Origin of the sequence: Rosistilla carotiformis, from assembly GCF_007753095.1 — a bacterium.
In the GTDB taxonomy this organism is placed as follows: Bacteria; Planctomycetota; Planctomycetia; order Pirellulales; family Pirellulaceae; genus Rosistilla; species Rosistilla carotiformis.
Genome location: NZ_CP036348.1, coordinates 2728131 through 2746928, shown reverse-complemented (window position 1 = coordinate 2746928; position 18798 = coordinate 2728131). Strand labels below are relative to the sequence as shown.

11 protein-coding genes are annotated in these 18798 nt (G+C 57.5%); 1 reads left to right on the top strand and 10 read right to left on the bottom strand.

Annotated elements, in window-relative coordinates; translation table 11 throughout:
* Positions 1-55: 55 nt before the first annotated feature.
* The 4 genes from Poly24_RS10110 to Poly24_RS10100 form a co-directional block, all read right to left on the bottom strand.
* Positions 56-1381: an MJ0042-type zinc finger domain-containing protein gene (locus Poly24_RS10110; RefSeq protein WP_145094177.1), complete on the bottom strand. Its 1326-nt coding sequence runs from the start codon at positions 1379-1381 to the stop codon at positions 56-58.
* A 156-nt stretch (positions 1382-1537) separates the two neighbouring features.
* Entirely contained in the window at positions 1538-3850 is a 2313-nt protein-coding gene (locus tag Poly24_RS10105; protein ID WP_145094174.1) for an efflux RND transporter permease subunit, read from the bottom strand.
* Between the two features lie 29 nt (positions 3851-3879).
* A complete protein-coding gene (locus Poly24_RS26990; RefSeq protein WP_197452467.1) occupies positions 3880-4041 on the bottom strand; it encodes a hypothetical protein in 162 nt (53 codons plus the stop codon).
* A 287-nt stretch (positions 4042-4328) separates the two neighbouring features.
* Positions 4329-5789, bottom strand: coding sequence for a sialate O-acetylesterase (locus Poly24_RS10100; RefSeq protein WP_197452466.1), 1461 nt, complete (start codon positions 5787-5789; stop codon positions 4329-4331).
* 339 nt (positions 5790-6128) lie between these two features.
* On the opposite strand from Poly24_RS10100, the gene Poly24_RS10095 reads away from it, so the two are divergent.
* Complete coding sequence (locus Poly24_RS10095; RefSeq protein WP_145094168.1) at positions 6129-8057, top strand: family 16 glycoside hydrolase; 1929 nt, start codon at positions 6129-6131, stop codon at positions 8055-8057.
* Between the two features lie 152 nt (positions 8058-8209).
* Here Poly24_RS10095 and Poly24_RS10090 read toward each other — a convergent pair whose 3' ends face one another.
* The 6 genes from Poly24_RS10090 to Poly24_RS10065 form a co-directional block, all read right to left on the bottom strand.
* A complete protein-coding gene (locus Poly24_RS10090) occupies positions 8210-9055 on the bottom strand; it encodes a YciI family protein (RefSeq protein WP_145094165.1) in 846 nt (281 codons plus the stop codon).
* A 371-nt stretch (positions 9056-9426) separates the two neighbouring features.
* Complete coding sequence (locus tag Poly24_RS10085; protein ID WP_145094162.1) at positions 9427-9900, bottom strand: DUF1579 domain-containing protein; 474 nt, start codon at positions 9898-9900, stop codon at positions 9427-9429.
* A 167-nt stretch (positions 9901-10067) separates the two neighbouring features.
* Complete coding sequence (locus Poly24_RS10080) at positions 10068-13490, bottom strand: WD40 repeat domain-containing serine/threonine protein kinase (RefSeq protein WP_145094159.1); 3423 nt, start codon at positions 13488-13490, stop codon at positions 10068-10070.
* A gap of 410 nt (positions 13491-13900) precedes the next feature.
* On the bottom strand, positions 13901-14962 hold the full coding sequence (locus Poly24_RS10075) for a hypothetical protein (RefSeq protein ID WP_145094156.1): 1062 nt from the start codon (positions 14960-14962) through the stop codon (positions 13901-13903).
* 198 nt (positions 14963-15160) lie between these two features.
* On the bottom strand, positions 15161-17965 hold the full coding sequence (locus Poly24_RS10070; protein WP_145094153.1) for a serine/threonine-protein kinase: 2805 nt from the start codon (positions 17963-17965) through the stop codon (positions 15161-15163).
* Complete coding sequence (locus tag Poly24_RS10065; protein WP_145094150.1) at positions 17962-18591, bottom strand: sigma-70 family RNA polymerase sigma factor; 630 nt, start codon at positions 18589-18591, stop codon at positions 17962-17964. The genes Poly24_RS10070 and Poly24_RS10065 overlap by 4 nt, the downstream gene beginning before the upstream one ends.
* Between the last annotated feature and the right edge of the window lie 207 nt (positions 18592-18798).

The window sequence follows — 18798 nt, the reverse complement described above, 5'->3', positions numbered from 1 at the left end:
ATTATAACCGACGTGGTGCCGCTTGAATACTTTGCTTCAGCCTGTGCAAACCGCTTTACCGTGTGGCCCAGCTCTTGTCGTTCCCTTCGGTGATGATCTCTCCCAGCTGTTTGTCCGTTAGCCCGTGCAGGACCATGAACGCCTGCGTTTGACTCTCGTTGACTTGTCCCAGCAAGCGATCAACGGCATCACGCGCATGGACTCCCGGCAGCGGCGCACGCGTCGTATTGGCTCCCGCATATCGGCGGTACTCCAAATAAATCTTATAGCGTCGGGCTTCGTCACCGGTCAGCGGTTGTGTTGCGGCAGCCGTCACAGGCGGGGAGCGGGGCGACGCCTTCGCCAGATCGGTGTCAGCGGCTGCCGAGGTGCTGTCGACGGTTCCAGCCGAAAGTGTCAGCGAGGCGAAGAACGCTTCAGCTCGCTTGGCATTTGCTGGCTGAACCGACGCCACCACCATTCGATCGGGAAGCACAAAGACTTCCAGCAGTGGATCCATTTGTTCACCATCACGTGCCAGCAAGATCCGTTTCCCCGCGACTCCGCTGCGGCGGACATCGACGCGTTCCTCTGCCGTGGCGCCCGAATATCGATAGAGATTGCGGAGCCACATGTCGCGACGGATTTCGGTTCCCGCGGCGACGGGCATTTCGGTTAGCCAGAACTTTGCTCCACTGTCGGGATCGGTTCCATCGACACGCAACACCAGCTGGCCTTGAATTGGCGACGCCACTTCACGAACGGTTGCCGTCGATGGCATCCGCACCGTCACGCCGCGTGCTCCCTGCGCTTCCCAACTGGGAGGCAACGGATCGGCCTCCGCCAGCGTCTGCTGCTCGGCGATCGCAGCGGCCGACAACTCCGCATTGGCCGCAGCCTTGGCAGCCTGATTTTCAGCGACCGCTGCGTCGACCGACCGCGTGTAGGCAAGATAGCCGATGCCGGTCATTCCGACCAACGCGACCATCATGAACGCACCCGCAACGATTACCGCGATCAGCCAATTGGGCCTACCAGCAGACGCCGCGGGTGTCGCGGATTCGTCATGTTGCTTCCGCTGCGGCTGAAACGAGGATGCAGCGGAAAACCCGCTGGAAGCGGCGGTGTAGGGCGTCGATGCTGAAAACGGATCGTCAGCATCCGCTGTATCGAAGCTGCCAAACGGCTCATCGCTCGCCGCGGTCACAGGCTGGCGCGGCGGCGGAGCGCTGGCTGGCGCAGACGCTGGGCTGGCGATCGGGGCGGCCTCCGCCGCACGCGGGCGGGCCGGGATCGCAAGCACCTTTTTGCATTGGCTGCAGCGGACTTTCGATCCGGCAGCTGTCGCTGGAACTCGCAACGCAGCCTGACAGCCAGGACAGCGAACTTGCAGAACGCTCATTATTCATCGAGATCCAATAGTGTTTCAAAGTGGTAACGGCGCCGACGCCAGTCGATTGTACCGTCTCGGCAGCGGCACCGCGGCAGAAGAATCCGCAACTTAATCAACTTCGAATCCCACCGCACGGGGACTTGCGTGCCTGCGGGATGTTTACCGCTACCGCTTGCGTCCGGGGAACATCGTCAGCAAGGCGGGCAGGAAGATCAGGTCGGCAAACAATGCGGACGTGATCGTCAGAATACCCATCGTGGCAAAGATTTGGTGATCACGTGTGTCGCTCGACAGCGCGGTGACGAACCCGGCGACCAAGACGATCGTCGTAATGATCAATGCCGTCCCTACGGCAACAAACGAGCGACGAATCGCTTCGGCTTTGTCGTCGGTCTTCTTGCGTTCTTCATTGTACCGGGTCAGGAAATGGATCGTGTCGTCGACGGCGATCCCCAGACAGACAGTGAAGGCACAGACACTGACGATCTCCAGCGATTGCCCGGCAAAGACCAATAGCGTTCCGGTTGCGGCCAACGGAAAGACGTTGGGAACAATCGAAATCAATCCGATCCGCAACGATCGATAGACGATCGAAAGGACGATGAAAATGATCACGATCGCCGTTCCCAAACTGAGCGCTAAATCGACCACGATTTGATAGAGATTATGCCACCGCCAAACCGCATCCCCAGCCAACTTAAGCGTGAAGTAAGGGTGCTGCGCGGCGATCGCTTGCAGTTTCTCGTCGACGCGTTCAAAGACCGGGCCGTATTTGGCAATCCCCAAATCCTGGACGCGGAACATCGCCATCGCCGTCCCATGTTCAGGCGTGAAGAAGGCGCGCTTCAGCGGCGGCGGCAGCAGTTCGATCAGGCTGACTCGATCGGCCGCATCCCCTTCGCCCGGCATCGCGGCCACCAAGGTGGCGATCGAAATCGGGAAACCGATCAGCGGTTCGGCCTGCAACGCCGCATCGACCTGCTGCATCACTTGCAACACTTCGGGAGAGTCCGACGGCACCGCATCGGTCCATTCGATCTCCACTTTCGCCGTTTCTAGCCCACCAAAATCGTGGTCCATCGCCTGCAGCGCTTCCAGCTCTTCGCCCGTGCTTGGTAGCGCACTGTTCCGCCGTTCGTCCGGCCTCAACAGACTGCTAATTCCGACCATCACCGCCAGTCCCAACATGCCGCCGATCGCAAACCGGCGATGGTTACGGATCACAGCGTCGATGATCCATTGGGCGCGGCCAAAGTTGCGGTCGACCCAACCACGGCTATGCCCCGATTGCACGCGCAGTCCCAGGGGCGTCATACACAACAAAGGGATCACGGTGACAACGGCGATAAAAGTGACGACCACCCCCAACACGCAACACCATCCAAATTCCTGAACGATACGGTGATGCGCGAGGCTCAGCGAGCCAAACCCGATCGCTGTGGTCAGCGAGGTCAACCCACACGCCAGTCCAACTTCCGAAAGTGCCCGCCGTGTCGCTGCCCGTGGCGGCATTCCCGCGGCGCGGTTGGCGCGGATCTGAACCATCATGTGAACACCGTCGGTAAAGCCAACAAGACTTATCAAGATTGGCAGGACGACATGATTGAACGGATTGTCTTGCAAATCAAAATAATTCAGCAACCCGAGCGTCCAATAGACTCCCAGTCCCGGTGCAAGGGCCACGATCAAAACCGCGATCACTCCGCGAAACAAGATGATCGCCATGATCATTGTGAACACGTTGGCAATGATTTGATACGTGCGTTCGTCGGACCGATTTCGTTTCCTCAGCGAAAGTTCCAACGGCACGCGGCCGGTCATTTGGAACGTCAGGTCGCTGCCTTGGATCTCACTGGCGGCTTGCTGCGCCGCCTCGCGGATCGCCGTCGTGCAGTCCTCATCGTTGCGAACAAACAACCAATCGATGTTCACGTTAATCAACGTCGAACGGGCATCTCCCGACAACAAGAAGCCGCCAATCATCGGATTGCCTAAGGCCTTGGTCTTGGCGGCGTCAAATCGGGAAGCCGAAGCTGTCGAATTTGGAAAAACGGGTTCGCGAAGACCGAAAATGTTCAGAGGTGGCGCACGATCCATCCAGTGCACGCTATCGACCTGAGGCAAGGCTTCAAGCCGATCAACCACATGCCGCAGCGCCGCAGCGGAGGCAGGGGTGAAGAGGTCTTGGGAATGGACCAGCAAAACCAAATCGAATCCCGCCAGTTGCGCAATCCGAACTTCGGGCGTCGCACGTTGCTTGCGACTGGCCGCTTCGGAGGTGGTCGAATGATCGACCGCTTTCTCCGCTGCGGGTGAAACCAACATTGTCGGATCGACGTAGCCGATGGTCGCTATCCCTGTGATCAACACGATCACCGCCGCAACGATCCAAGCGTGATCCACCAAACGACCGAAGCCACCGCTTGGGACTTCCGCATTCGATTGCCGGTCGTTGAAATCTAACGTGGGGTTTGGCATGCGGCGAAAAGGGTACGATCGTCCAGGAATCAGTCTTGGACGGCTTCGATCGGTTCGTCGTGGGAGGCATCGTCATCATCCGACACCGACGTTTCGTCATCTTCTGGATCGGTGTCGTAGACAACCGGTGGGGCATCCTTGGCAGCGATGCGGCGAGCCCGTTTGGCATCCGCCTTCATCTTTTTGTCCATTTCACGTTGACGCTTGGCGAAGGTGTTTTGATTTTTGGCGATGCTCGCTCTCCCGTTTGTGTGACCTGCGTCCCATGCGTTGACAAGAACGTCAACGTGGCCATGTGCTCGCGTTTCCCACCCCTTGCATTGGTTAGCAAGTCGCGGAAACGCGCAGACGCGCGTTGTCGAGAGTATATACTGTCGACAACCACCCCCGTAACCGGGCTCAGGCGGTTGGCTAGGCCAAAGGGCCGCCATCGAGTCCGGTCGCAAGGATTCTCCGACCGAGCGAATCGCCGCGATTCCTACCAGGCGTCGGTGCGGAACGGCGAGGCTGGCAAGCCTTCTTTGTTATAAAGGTTTGCTCCCTCTGGGTTCATCGAATAGGCGTACCGGACCGCGACGGGTTCCGCGACCGCCGCCGATTTGACGACCACGCTATCGCCGTCGATCGTAGCATCGGCCCAATGCCATTGCTTATCGGCGCCAGCAATGGCAAAACGCTCCAGCTTGCCCTGCTTGACCTCTTCAGTCGGTTGCAGCCCTTCCTTTTTACCGACGATCAAACCACCGCCGACGTAATCGAAGCTCAAGCGGATCGAAGCCCCTTCGATTTCTTGGCTCTTGAACAACGGCCCCGCAGGCACGATCTGCTGCTTTTCGTAGGTTTGATGGAGCGCCCACTGAGCCAGCCGATCTCCGACGTCCTGCTTATTTCGCGGGTGAATATCGCCAGCTTCCCCGATGTCGATGATCACCGCCATTCCGGTGTGGTCGATATCGAGTGCCTTGGTCTGCGCTTCACGCAGCTTCGCCCAACCGTCGCCTCCCGCCGGATCCTCCGTCGGCTGCTTGAAGTTGGCCAACTGGACCCAGTAGAACCCGAGGTTGGGATTAAACAGTTCGCGCCAACTGGAAACCAATGCTTGGGTTTTGTGATAATACGATTCCCCTTCGCCGCCATTGGATTCCCCCTGGTACCAGATCGCGCCTCGCATCGCAAAAGGTGCCAACGGATGGACCATCGCGTTGTAGATTGCCGACGGCGAACTCCCCCCCACCTTCGTCTCCGCGGTATACGCATCGACTTGGTCGGCGATCGCTTTCAATTCAGGAACGTGATGAAACCCCGCTGGGGAGATCCAAGGTTCAATCCGTGTGCCGCCCCAGTTGGTGCCGACCAAGCCAATGGGAACCTTCAGATCGTTTTGCAAACGTCGGCCGAAGAAATACCCCACCGCTGAAAAGCCGCCTACCGTGTTCGGTTTGCAAACTTGCCAAACGCCAGGACACGTTTCTTTGGCAACCGGCGACGTGGTGTGTCCGGGAACATTAAACAACCGGATTTCCGGATGGTCCGCGGCAGCGGTCTCCTGAGCTCCGTTCGTCGCCCCCTTAACGGCCCATTCCATGTTGGATTGGCCCGAACAGATCCAAACTTCACCGATCAGGACGTCTTTGACCTCCAGGGTGTTGCTGCCGGCGACGACCAATTTTTGGCCTTCAGCATTCGCTTGCAACGGTTCCAATTGAACCTTCCAACGACCGTTGTCGTCGGCCGTCGCCTGCTGAGTTTGTTCGCCGAACGTGACGCGAATTTGTTCGCCAGGTTCTGCCCAGCCCCAGACCGGAATGGGCATCTGTTGTTGCAAGACCATCGAATCACTGAAGATCGATGCGAGCTTGACTTCAGCGTGCAACGTCGTTGCCACGCAGGCAAACACCAGCGCGGCGGTAAACACAAACATTCGGTAGCGGTAGAGCATCGGGGAACCTATTGTCCTGGAGGGGGTTGTGACTGGGGTAGCGATCGCAAATGCAATCGCTGAATCCGCCATGGTCCCCAAACAGGGGAAGCGGCAGTGGCCGCCAATATAGCCCTTGCTGCGCGGTGCTGCGACAAATCCAAGAAGAATCGTTTGGGCAAGCCGACGGGATCCCATACGTATCGCGGGATCATTCCCCAGATGAGCGTGGCGTTGGCGAAGCGGCGGTAGCTTCGATCGACGCGATCCTCCATAATCTTGGGGAATGCTGGAGCGCGGCGCGCGGTTGGCGTGCGTATGAATTCCGACTCCAGGCCCTTCACGATTCCCTCCTTTACCATGAAAAAGCCCATGATTGTGACCGCTCGTTTTTTAATCGCTCCGCTGACAGTGCTTTGCCTGTTGTCTGGACGTCTGTCTGCGGAGGTGCCGTTAAACCAATTGACGGATTCAGAAAGTCGCAGCGGCTGGAAACTGCTGTTCGACGGCAAGACGTTTGATGGTTGGCGGAACTACAAAAAAGAAGGTGTCTCCGATGGCTGGAAGATCATCGACGGCGCGATGGTCCGCGAGGACAAAGGTGCGGGCGACATCATCACCGATAAGAAATACAAAGCCTTTGAGCTTTCGTTGGAATACAACATCAGCCCCGCCGGAAACAGTGGCCTGATGTTCCATGTGACCGAAGAGAACGATCGGCCATGGAAAAGTGGTCCCGAGATCCAAGTTCAGGACAATGTCGACGGACACGATCCGCAGAAGGCAGGCTGGTTGTATCAACTGTACAAGCCGCAACCGCCACGCTGGGCTGCCAACCAAGATGAAAACATCGATGCCACACGCCCCGCGGGACAGTGGAACCAATTGTATGTGCGGATCGCCGCCGACAATTGTGAAGTCGTCATGAATGGCGTCCGTTACTACACATTCAAACTTGGCAGCGAAGACTGGAAAAAACAGGTTGCTGCCAGCAAGTTTGCGGCGTACGACACATTCGGAACGGCAGGAACCGGCCACATTTGCCTGCAAGATCACAACGATCTGGTTTCCTACCGAAACGTCAAAATTCGCGAACTGGGCGAAAATGGTTCTGTCCCCCAACCGATCGACGGAACCTTGGAATTGAAGTCGACTCTGGCTTTCCCCGAATTGAAGTGGGAGGACTGGAATGCAGTCGACGAAGCGGGCAACCTGCGTCCGTTGCGGATCGTCGAACTGGCCGACGCGGGTGACGGCAGCGGCCGGTTGTTTGCGATTTCTCAACAGGGCGGGGTTTGGATTTTCGAGAATCGCGCAGACGTCAAAGAAGCCACGTTGTTCTTCGATCGTCGCGGCAAGGTGAAGGATTGGAAGAGCCGCGGCGCTAACGAAGAAGGACTGCTGGGACTCGCCCCCCACCCCGACTTCAAGAACAACGGCCACGTCTACATCTATTACACCCATCCCACCGAAAAGAAGTCGGTGATCTCGCGGATCACGGTTTCGGAAGACAATCCCAACCGAGCCGATCCCGATTCGGAAACGGTGATCATGGAGATCGATCAACCATTCCAAAACCACAATGGCGGTAGCATGGAATTCGGTCCTGACGGCTTCCTCTACATTGGATTGGGAGACGGGGGTGACCGCAACGATCCTTATGCCGCGGGACAAGATCTGGCCAAATTGCTGGGCAAGATCTTGCGGATCGACGTCGACAAAACCGATGGCGATCGCAAGTATGGGATTCCCACGGACAATCCGTTTGTCCATCACAAAGGTGCCCAAGGTGAGATCTATGCGTATGGCCTACGGAACCCGTGGCGGATCGCTTTCGACTCCAAGACCGGCGATCTGTGGTGCGGCGATGTCGGCCAAGAATTGTGGGAAGAGGTCGATCTGATCACCAAGGGAGGCAACTATGGCTGGAGCATGCGGGAAGGATCTTATCCGTTTGGTAACACCGCCGTTGAATCTCCCAATCCACCGATCGGCCCGGTCTGGGAATACGACCATCGCATCGGACGTTCGATCACCGGGGGACGCGTCTATCGCAGCGACCGTTTGCCAGAACTTAGTGGTAAATACCTGTATGCCGACTATGTAACCGGATGCGTGTGGGCGTTGGATTACGATCACGAGGCGGGTCGCGTACGGAAGAACTTGCAGATCTTCGGCGGCGATGTTCCCGTGTTGGCCTTTGGCGAAGATGCAGCGGGAGAGGTCTATTACCTAACCCAAAGCGCACGCGGCGAATGCATCTACCGCTTTGATGCGGCCGGTAAATAAGATTCCTGCGTCACCCGCGTTGCACGACGGGATGTGGAATCGCCGAAAAGCTCAACGGAGCCATCGCCATAACCTTGGCGATGGCTCCGTTTTTTTTGACACATCCCTACCCACAAATTTTCGTTCACGAGGACGCCGTGCCGATGGCGGTTCTAGCTGCATTCACCGGGAACCATCACCATCCAACCGAGTCCAAATTTGTCGGTCACCATTCCGTAACGCGGCGACCAAAAGGTTTTTGTCAGCGGCATATCGACAGTTCCCGATTCAGCGAGCGCATTGAATGCGAGATCGCAAGCCTCTTCGGTCGGCACCGAAAGCGACAACCGCAGACCATCAAACTTCACGACGCCCCCGCATCCATCGGACGCCATCAAGTTCATCTTCCCCACGCGGAACGACGCATGCATGATCTTGTTCTCAAAACCGGCCTGCAGCATCCCGTCGGGAACGGGATCGGGGCTCTCGTTGAACCGCAACTTCATCTCGATCTTGGCGCCAAGCGCGGTCTCGTAAAAGGCCAACGCTTCTTCGCAGCGACCGCCAAAAAACAGATAGGGCTGAACCACCGCCTCCTGCAACGCCATTGTCCGTTTCAGTGAATCTTCTTGAGCCCGAACCGTTCCGTCGGGATCATGCTCGGCGAAGTCATCCATTTCGTATAGCGGGCGAATGTCGACGTCCGATTCTTCGATCATCGGATTGGGACAGCGTTTAACCCAATCGATAGCTTCCTGCATCGAAGCCACCTCCCACAACCAATAGCCCGCAATCAATTCTTTGGTCTCGGCAAACGGACCATCGGTCACTGTTCGATCTTTGCCGCTGAAGTGAACCCGCACCGCATCCGAACTCGGCCGCAATCCCTCCCCCGCTCTCATCACTCCGGCGCTTACCAATTGCTCATTGAACTTCCCCATCTCCGTCAGTAATTCCTGACTAGGCAGGATCCCCGCTTCCGAACTTTTTGTCGCTTTGACAATAACCATAACCTTCATCGATCAACTCCTCGCGTGTTTTACCCTTTGGGGATGTAGCCAGTTTCCAACATTAGTCGAGTGGCCTTACCGGTAATCGACAACAAGCCAAAACTTTTTCATCGCTCCGAAAGTCGCCGACGTCAAACCTCGTTGGCTCAAACGGTCCGCGAAGCCTGCCGGATCTCAGCGTGTCAACACCGACGGGACAATCCATGCGTCCGCATTGTCCTTCGTCGATCACGAACGATTTGAAGACCTTCGCATCAACAGACAACACGTCCCCGTCTTGATCGGCGATACAGCGATGGCGGTGACGAAAGCAATCGCAAGCGAATCGAGGTGTCCCGGCGAGGAAAACCGACAGCCTGATGTCCGCGCCATCGGCGTCGTCAGATGCGGCGGTGAGGCGCTTCTAAGAACTTTACCCATTCCCCGGCTTCGCTCTGCAATTCGCTCGTAAAGAGCCAGTTGTCGGCATCGAGGATCTCGATCGTATCGCGATACTTGCACGTTCCGGTACCGTCGAATTTTGGGCCGATGCTTTGCAAGGGCAAACGTTTCCCCGAATCGTCGAGGTCGCCTTGGTAGAGCCACAGGTTGGACATCATCGACCCAATAAAGCTACCGATATACCGGCTTTGTTTCACATCGAAACCAAGCGTCATGATCGACGACCATGGCTGACCGTCCTCGGACACTCCGCTGCTTTCGCTAATCAACCACATGCCTTCCAACGACCGACAGACCATCTTCCCCTCGGTCGCCGACTTGGTCCCGTCGGGCATTTCGCATTGATGCTCGAAAGTCCAATTGCCGACCAGTTGATCGAGCCAATGATGTTCTTGATGTGGTTTGGCAAACATAAAATGCGCTCTCTATAAATCACAAGGGGAATGGGGGGACGAATGACTCTGCGTCCGTGGTCTGCCGATGAATGATCGATTCAACCAATAATCGATTGAGAACGCCATCGATCGACCGGATTGCGCACCGTTTTCCCCAAAAATTTCGTCGCCCCCGGTCCCGCAAATCAGCCATCGATTCGCATGATCTGTAAGCCGCGTTGGGGGCATCCGGGGGTATCGGACTGATGATAGCTCCAAACCCTGCCGTCGTCCGAAACTCCGATATCTGAAATGCCCCCCTGCTCATCCGCAACCCGAACGGTCCCAACAAACTGCAAGTCCTCGACATTCCAGATCGCTATCGATCCATCGCTCCCTCCGGTCAACAGACTCTTTCGATCGGGGGTCAGCGCGATGCAACGGGGTTCTAACCCTGAAACACTCGGTTGTTGCGAATCCCAACGATCGCTGGCAGCGATCAAACGGCCATCCCAATCGTAGCTGCGAATCCGACTATCTTGCGATGCGATGTACACCAGCTTTCTAGGAAGATCATTGCAAATCCCACCTGCGGCACCGGTGTTCACGCGATCGAAAACCTTCGTCTCCCGCGAGGCGCAGTTGAAGCTACTGACAAACTCCCCAAACAATAGAATTCTATTGTCACCAAGCAGCGTGGCGAACCGGTTGGCCACCGGGAACTCTTGCTGATCCACCTTAACCCCGTACGCGCTGCCATCCAGTCCAGTGGTTGAGACCATATCAAATCGGATCAGCCAATTTCCCCCACGCGTGAGTGCAAAGAGCTGATCACCGCTGGCGTTGAAGCCCACGCTGACGACCTGGGGCGTGTTGCCCTCGTGAGGAGGCGACGGATGCTTCATATTCAAGTTGGATGAATCGCGTGCGACCAGATAGGTGTTGCCATGGTGATCACCGAACGCCAACCACTCGCCATCGGGAGAAATTTCCATGGAAAGAACGCGGCAATTAGGGATATCCGCAACGGCCTCGATCACCTTGAACGAGGTGGTATCGATACGTTGTATTCTTCCAATGGATTCATTCGCGATGAATGCCTGACGCCCATCCACCGCAAGCACGGCATGCAGCGTTTTACCTTTCACGATTTGCGGTGAATCGGGCACGGGATCGAGGGAACTGATCGCTACCGATCCGTCCTCACCACCGCTGATGATGCATCCGTGATTATCGATTGCAACTTGGGAGACCTCTCCGTTGTGAAGGATTTGCAAAGAGGAGTGTTCCCAGAATGGAAGCTCCGACTCCTCATCGGCAGCCGGCCCCGCTTTGCTTGGATCGGACAGATCCCAGCCGACGATTCCGCCATTCCGCATCCCGGCAACGATTCGTTGCCCATCGGGCGAAATCGCGACAGCCTCGGCAATGCCATACGATTGTCGTAAATCAACCGCACTCAGATCCTCCGACTCGAGATCAAATCGCCGCAAAAAGGTCTCGTGACCAAACGCCAAGACCAACCAGCGTCTGTCGTAGGAGATTGCCATCGATTCGATCTGATAATCTGTCTGCACAACGACATCAGGCTTCTGAGCATGCAGGCTTGCCAAGATTGGTGTTTGATGATCTTGAAGCGTCAGCAGCCGTGTCGAATCGGGAAAAAATGCGATGAGTTCGTTGCGACGCTGAGACTCAACCGTTTCGATGACCGAGCCGGTGGCGAGCTCATAGATCGGGATCGGTTCATACCGGCAACCTACCGCAAGCCATTTTCCATCGTGGGAAAACGCAAGCGATTCGACCGTCGTGGGAAGGTCGACGATTGCTTGTGGCGGTTCATCTTCGCCCAGCGATATAAAGTGAACCTCGTTCAGGTTATCTAACCAATTCGGGTCGGTAGCGACCTGCCGCCCCACGGCGAGCGTGTTTTCGTCGGGCGAAATTGCCAGCGCAAACACTCGGGTCCCCGGGACCGGGGCGATCTCGCGCAGAACCTCTCCAGATGACAACTCCAGGATACGAATCGTCCCATCGATATCCGCAACCGCTGCGGCCTCTTGGTTGGGAAGCAGCACGATCTCGCTGATCGTTGACCGATGCGCTGCACACCGATGCCATCCGTGAAGTGCTCTCGATCTCAACAGTTTCAGGTCGAACCCGATCGGGACCACATCCTTTGCGTACTCTTCGATTCGCGCTGCGATATTTAATGCTTTGGCGCGATCATTTTTTGCCCACGCCGAATAGGCTTGCCGAAGATCGGATAGATACGCTGTTTTCACGGCGGCGGTGCGGTTCGCTTCGGCCTCGGTCTGATGCGCACTGGCATCGCGTTCGGCGGCGATCGCTCGACGTTCGCTCAATTGAACATCGGTCAACGCCACCTGCAGCGAGCTGCGTTCGGCAGCCAACCTGCGGTTGCTGTGGGCCAGAGCGAACAGGCTGGCGGCGATCAATGCCGCAATCACGGCCAGCAAGCTGGCTTCGAAGGGAGAGCGTTTGACGGCACGCCACGTTCGTTCCGAAAACGATTGCGGTCGGGCTTTGACCATTCGCCCTTGTTGCCAACGGATCAAATCGTCTTTCAGTGCGGTCGCCGACGCGTATCGAAGTTTGGGATCCTTGGCAAGGCATTGCATGCAGATCGCATCGAGATCGCGTGGGATCGTGCTGACGAGTTTACGTGGCGGTTGAGGTCGACGGGCACAAATGGATTTGACTAGTTGCAAGCCATCCTGCCCGCGGTGTGGCAATTTTCCGGTCAGCAAGCGATACATCACCACGCCGATCGAAAAGATGTCGCAGGCTTCCCCGTGCGATTGTTCGTTGTCGAGCACTTGTTCAGGGGACATGTACAGCAAGGTACCGATCAGCCGGACGGGCGATTCCAAGTCGGCGTTGTCCAACAAGTCGCGGACCAAGCCAAAGTCGGTCAAGCGAGGTGTCCAGGTAGTGGAACCTGTGGACGACGTGGTGGCGTCCAGCAAGATGTTACCGGGTTTGATGTCGCGATGGACCAAACCACGTTCATGGACATGCACGATCGCATCGACCAAACGGACCAGAAGGTCGCAAACCTGTTCGTGGGGCACGGGCCCGGGATGCTCCTTCAACCATCTTTCCAGCGTCGGTCCCTGACAAAATTCGGAGACCAAGTAGACCGATTGTTCATCTTGAAAGACTTCATATAACGGAACCAGGCACGGATGGCTCAAACGCGCCGCGGCCCGGGCCTCCAGCAAACGATCGTCTTCGCTGACGGCCGTTTTCTCGACACGCCGACGGATCGATTTCATCGCAACAATCCGCCGTAAAAAATCGTCTTCCGCTTTGTAAACGGTTCCGAATCCTCCGGCGCCGATGATTCCCAAGATGGTGAACCGCCCAATTCGCTCGGGCGGATCCAATTCAATCTCTTCTTCGGACGAATCCATCGTTTGCGTCGACGACGCGTTGACGGTCCGTTCGAACAATCGAACGACCGCCGCCAAGCGTGGATCGCTGGGGGCGATGCTGTCCGCCATCGCGAAGGTGCCGCTTTCAAGAAGTTCTTGGTAGAAAGATTCGGCCCGACTGGGAAGATCAAGCGATGGATCTTCGGGGGGCAGGTCGCAGCTAGCACTCATGAAAAGAAGACTTCAACGAAGGGGAGCAAGCAAATGTTATCGTGCCAGCAAGCAAAAAGGTCCTGTTCTCGGCAGCTGCTCAACGATCGGTCGCATCCGCAATTCCCGTCCCAATGACTTAGTATAACGTCGCGGAAACGTGCCATCGTTACCCTGGACACCAACCCAGTAAAACGAGGACGGCTTGCATTCTCTACAGAAACGATCACAAATCATACCCGGGACACATAGCTTAGGTAGCAGAGCGATCCAATTCAAGTGACATCCCACGCATTCCGGACATCAAGAAAGCAGCCACGAGAGGGGCAGCAGGCAAAGGAGCTGACGTTTTGCCGTCGTGAAAGATGGGCAGGCCTCCGGCCAGGCCTGGGCGTTGTCACGCCTTCGGAAGTGTCACAATCGAGTCCGGGCTAGGATCGCCGATCGCAATCCCCGCCAGATCGTTCCGCGATTCGATTCCTACGCCGCAAAGGTCGACCTTGGGTATTGGCGACGCGTTCCCATTGGCGCTGCCTATCGGGGGCTGTCGATCGAATCGAAAACAGGATCGAAACCATACCGACCAGCCCCAGTTTCAGATTTCCACGCAACGAATCGTTTGCGTTTGGAGGAACGATCGCCCCCGGCATGTCGGAGGCTGCGCAGCAGTCGGCATGACCTGTCGGTCGCAAGCTATCGCGATTGGAGGATGGCGTCGTGGCCCCGTTAAGCGACAACCGGTCGCGAGCCGCGTCGGCCGTATCGACCATCTTGGTCGCCAACCGAAGCGCACGCTCCGCCGCTTGAATGGCTTGGGCTTCGTGCTGCCGCGTGGCATCGTCTTTCAGGACGGCTGCGGAAGCGGATTCCAACCCTACCGCGAAGACGGTGGGTCGCGGCGCCGTGTCTGCAACTTCCGGCGTTGTGACCATTTCGTCCAATTCCGCCAACTCCAACAGCGGGAAGGAAACGTAGGTCTCCTGCGTCGCATCGCGTGCCAGCGGTTCGGTTTTCAACGACGGTCCCAGGGGCTTACCCGCGGCGGACAACGTACTGAAGTAGTGGTACGTTCCGGCACGCCCGGACGCTGCCTGCGCATTCGAGCTCGACCCGATCGGAATTCGCGTTTCCAGCAAGAGGCTTGGAGCCGCATAGATTGAAAAGAGAGAGCGATCCTGGATTCGATCGTCGGCGAACGGGGCGAGCCGCGAAAGGGAATCTTCGCTAGCCGTAAACGCTGCACGGTCGGGGTGGGTTTCGATCATTGCCTCACTTTCGTCCGACCGTTCTTCTTCGTGCTTCGGATCGTCACAGCCCCCCAGCGACGGGTCGATTTTCGAATCTCCGTCGGTTGTTTCGTGAGTCCCATCGCCCCAATCGCAATCCTCCGACCAGACAATGTCCTTCGCGTCCGACGGATCCGCGTCGAAAACGCCGACGTCTTCAGGCTTCGGCAGCGAGCTTTCGATCCAGGCCTCCTGGGAACGATTCAAAACAGTCCGATTCACTTCAACAGACACGTCGCTGATCGGCGTCGTGCCCGAATCCAACATGGTATCACATACACTCACCAAGCCCGTTAGCAAGGAACGCGATTCGAGACGTTCGATTCCTTGCATCGCACGGCTCCGCCGAGGCATGACACGGCTGCGATGAGTCGTTCTCCGAGAGGCCATCCACCACACTCCTTCCTAGTTTCCGCCGCCGAAATGTTCATCGCGCGCATCAGCCAGCGCGCGCGTTTCCGGGGCTCGCGATTCCTTCAACTGACTCAAAATTCGATCGAGCAGTTCGCGATGTTTTTCTAAATGATTTCGATATCCCTGATGAAAAGGGGCCTGCTTTACCGCCTGGGCCTGCAGTTCGAGGGCTTCGGTTAAATAGTCGATCGCCTCTGCGGAACGGCCACTTTGCTGGTCGACCGTACCCAAATTATGCAGCACTCCCGCCAGACGGCTCAAGGGCTCCGGCGTGGAAGCACATCGATCGGTTTGAGAGCGCAAAAGTGTCTCGGCCGCCTTGAAGGCCGTCACGGCCGCTGCGCGTTCGGAGGCCGATTGCGTTGAGGAACCATCGGTGCGCCGTCCGTTCCAAATCAACTGACCAAGGTTGTTTTGAGCGACCGCTAACTGCTCTGTACTGATTCGGTCCATCGGATCCGCTTCCACAGCATCCGTCAGCCGAACGATCACCGCTTGAACAAGCGTCCGTCCCTCATCCCAATGACCGCGCCGCCCCAAGACGGAAGCCAGATTGTTTTGCGATACCGCCAACTGCATTGCAATCGATTGAGCAGGCTTTCCGCGGCCCGAATCTAGAGGCAACGCCTTCATCGACGCCCCTGCGGCAGACATCGTCTTCAAATCGGTGATGTTCGCGCGCAACAGCGTCTCGGATTGTTCCAGGTCTTGATCCATGTTGGTGGCGACCAGAGAGTTGCGGCATTCGATCAATTGTTGTTGCAGCGCAAAATCTCCGCGAGCATTCCCCAACGCTGCGGTCAGCCGCCTTTGAACTTGCCGCAACCGTTCGACAGCCTGTTCGACATCGGCAATCTTCCACAGCAGCAGCGCGAAATTGTTTTGCGTCATCGCCCATTCGCGGAGGATTCGCGGCGGTAACGCATGGGCTTGAATCAGCGGTTCCTGCAAATGGATCGCCCTTTGGTAGTTGCAGACCGCTTCGGGAACGCGGCCTTGTTCGGCTTGCAATGCTGCGAGATTGTTTAAACAAATCGCGAAATCCGCCTGATCCTCGTCGCTCCACGTCAAATGGTCGCGAAGTTTTTCGTACGACGCGATCGATGCTTGGTATTTTTCTTCCGCCGCAACGAAATCCCCCAGCTCCCGATACGTCGCTGCCAGACGGAACTGTACCTTGGCCAGCTGAGCATGAAATTCGGGTTGGTGATCGGCGTATGCCAAAAAGTCCAGGTAGTAGCGTTCGGCTTCATGAAGCACTTCGATTCGGATCGGTTCCCCGCCAGGCAGACTGGCCAACCGCTGGGACATCAGCCCGCCAAACCGATCGACAAGGGCGTGGGCTTGATCCAGGTGCAGATGGGCGCGGGCCGTCGCTTCATCTTTCAGCCGACTCTGCTGTGAGATCAACAGGGTCGCCGTGCTCAGCCCGGCAATCGACAGTATCAACAAACAGAAGACCGCCGCCACGAACCGCTGCCGCCGGACAGCCCATCGGAACGCCAGCTCGACGCGTGTGGGGCGGCGTGCCAACGTCGGCTTCCCCTCCAAGAACCGGCGCAGGTCTTCCGCCATCTCCCCCGCGGTGGCGTAACGATCATCCTTCCGCTTGGCGATCGCTTTGAGCACGATCGTTTCGAGATCGAGCGCGACGGCGGGATTCATTCGTCGCAGCGGTATAGGACCGCAATACTGGATCGCATGAAACAACGTTTCGCGATCTTGGTTTTCAAACGCGGGACGCTTGGTCAGCAACTCATATAACGTGATCCCGAGCGAATAGATGTCGGTGCGGTGATCGATCTCCTGCTGTCGCCCGGCGATCTGTTCGGGACTCATATACCTGGCCGTTCCCATCACCTTCCCTTCGGCGGTCAGGTTGCCCAGCCCACGGACGCGCGCCAATCCAAAGTCGGCAACCCAAACCTTGCCTCCCGAATCAACTAACAAATTCGAAGGCTTCACGTCGCGGTGGACGACTCCCTGTTGATGCGCGAAATCGAGGGCATCGGCGACGCAGATCATCAACTCCACCGTCCGGCGGATCTCGTCGGGGCCACAGCCCGTGTTGCCCACCTGCGTGCGATCGCCGGCCCCCGCTTGAGTCGACCGGTCGGCAAAAGGAACCGGTTGTTGCCATCGAACCGCTGCCGCACCGCGTGGGTTGCCGCCGAGCAACGGGGCGTCGAGTGTCGTTTGGTTGTGTGGATTGTCGTCGCGACCGGATGCATCGACGCTGCGGGAGTTCGCGGGATGCGAGCCCGACGGCGCGTCGAAGACCTGTTCCAACGATTGGCCGTCGATCAATTGCATACTGTAATAATGGACGCCCCGTTCGCAGCCGACAGCAAAAACCGGAACGATATGGGGATGATGTAGCGAAGCCGCCGCTTGGGCTTCATTGCGGAAACGGGCAACCTGCTGGCTGTCCAACACCGCTGCGAAAGGGAGGACTTTCAAAGCCACATTGCGTCGCAGTGACAACTGAGTCGCTTCGTAGACGACTCCCATCCCTCCCCGACCGATCTCGCGCCCCAAACGATAATCGCCTAGCGTTGCCCCATCGATCGCAACCTCTTCGGGCGTGTGTGACGCACCGGGTTCGACATCGCGCGTCGCACGGCACAAGGCCCGCAAACTTTCCAGATGCATCCCCCACGAACCATTCAGCTCAGGGTGGTCGGCCAGCAAACGCTCGGCTCCCGTTTCGTCCCCTTGCTCCAAGCGGCACGCGTAATCATCCAGCAGCTGTGCGATTTGCAGGTGTTGCCCATCGGTCCGTTCTTGCGTTTTCATGCCTGCGATTCCATTGCTACGCGAAGTTGCTCGATCGCGCGGAGCCACAACATTCGCACCGCGCCGGTCGACCGCTCCATCCGCTGGGCCACGTCGCCAAAGGGAAGTCCTTCTAAGTGCCTCAAGACGATCACCGTTCGATAGTCGGCGGGCAGCTGTTCTAAGGCCGCCGCCAGTTCGGAGAGCGATTCCCGATGATCCGCTTCCGACGCCGGAGACCGCTGTGGGTCGGCAGCCAATCGCGCGAGTCGATGGTGCGATCGGTCGACCGATGCCGACAGATTCCCCACCACCTGTTCGGCACGGACGCTCCGTTTGGCCGCCACCAGATGCGTTTCCACCGCCTCGGCGATATTGTGAACCAACACCTGACGCAGCCAACCGGTGAACTCATCGATCTGCTGACCTCGGAAACCAGCAAAATCGCGATGCGCCTCCAGCAGCGTTTCCTGAACGATGTCCGACGGACTGACGCGGTGCTGAATGCGACGATCTAAATGGAGCCGTGAAAGTACATTCAAATAGCCCGAATAGCTAGCAAGCAGACGGTCGAGGCTTGCGCGATCGCCATCGGCGGCGCAGCGAATCAGCTCGTTTGCGGTGTCGGACGTGATTTGATCTGCCATCGGCGCTCTCCCTCTTTTCCCCTGGCGGGATGCAGGCGGATTTGTCACGCGAAAAATTATAGAAGTTTCCGAAAACGATACAATTCGCCCAATCAACCGCTGTTGGAATGGAACGCCCCCGGCAGCGGAAACTGCCAGTCCTCGGTATGCTGGCAATTCGAGCGGCAACCTATCTGCCGACTCGGGCACCGGAAATCGCTCCGGCCA

Coding starts and splice junctions, on each gene's coding strand:
- Poly24_RS10110 (WP_145094177.1), bottom strand. CDS start 1,381: ATGAGCGTTCTGCAAGTTCGCTGTCCTGGCTGTCAGGCTGCGTTGCGA.
- Poly24_RS10105 (WP_145094174.1), bottom strand. CDS start 3,850: ATGCCAAACCCCACGTTAGATTTCAACGACCGGCAATCGAATGCGGAA.
- Poly24_RS26990 (WP_197452467.1), bottom strand. CDS start 4,041: ATGGACAAAAAGATGAAGGCGGATGCCAAACGGGCTCGCCGCATCGCT.
- Poly24_RS10100 (WP_197452466.1), bottom strand. CDS start 5,789: ATGCTCTACCGCTACCGAATGTTTGTGTTTACCGCCGCGCTGGTGTTT.
- Poly24_RS10095 (WP_145094168.1), top strand. CDS start 6,129: ATGAAAAAGCCCATGATTGTGACCGCTCGTTTTTTAATCGCTCCGCTG.
- Poly24_RS10090 (WP_145094165.1), bottom strand. CDS start 9,055: ATGAAGGTTATGGTTATTGTCAAAGCGACAAAAAGTTCGGAAGCGGGG.
- Poly24_RS10085 (WP_145094162.1), bottom strand. CDS start 9,900: ATGTTTGCCAAACCACATCAAGAACATCATTGGCTCGATCAACTGGTC.
- Poly24_RS10080 (WP_145094159.1), bottom strand. CDS start 13,490: ATGAGTGCTAGCTGCGACCTGCCCCCCGAAGATCCATCGCTTGATCTT.
- Poly24_RS10070 (WP_145094153.1), bottom strand. CDS start 17,965: ATGAAAACGCAAGAACGGACCGATGGGCAACACCTGCAAATCGCACAG.
- Poly24_RS10065 (WP_145094150.1), bottom strand. CDS start 18,591: ATGGCAGATCAAATCACGTCCGACACCGCAAACGAGCTGATTCGCTGC.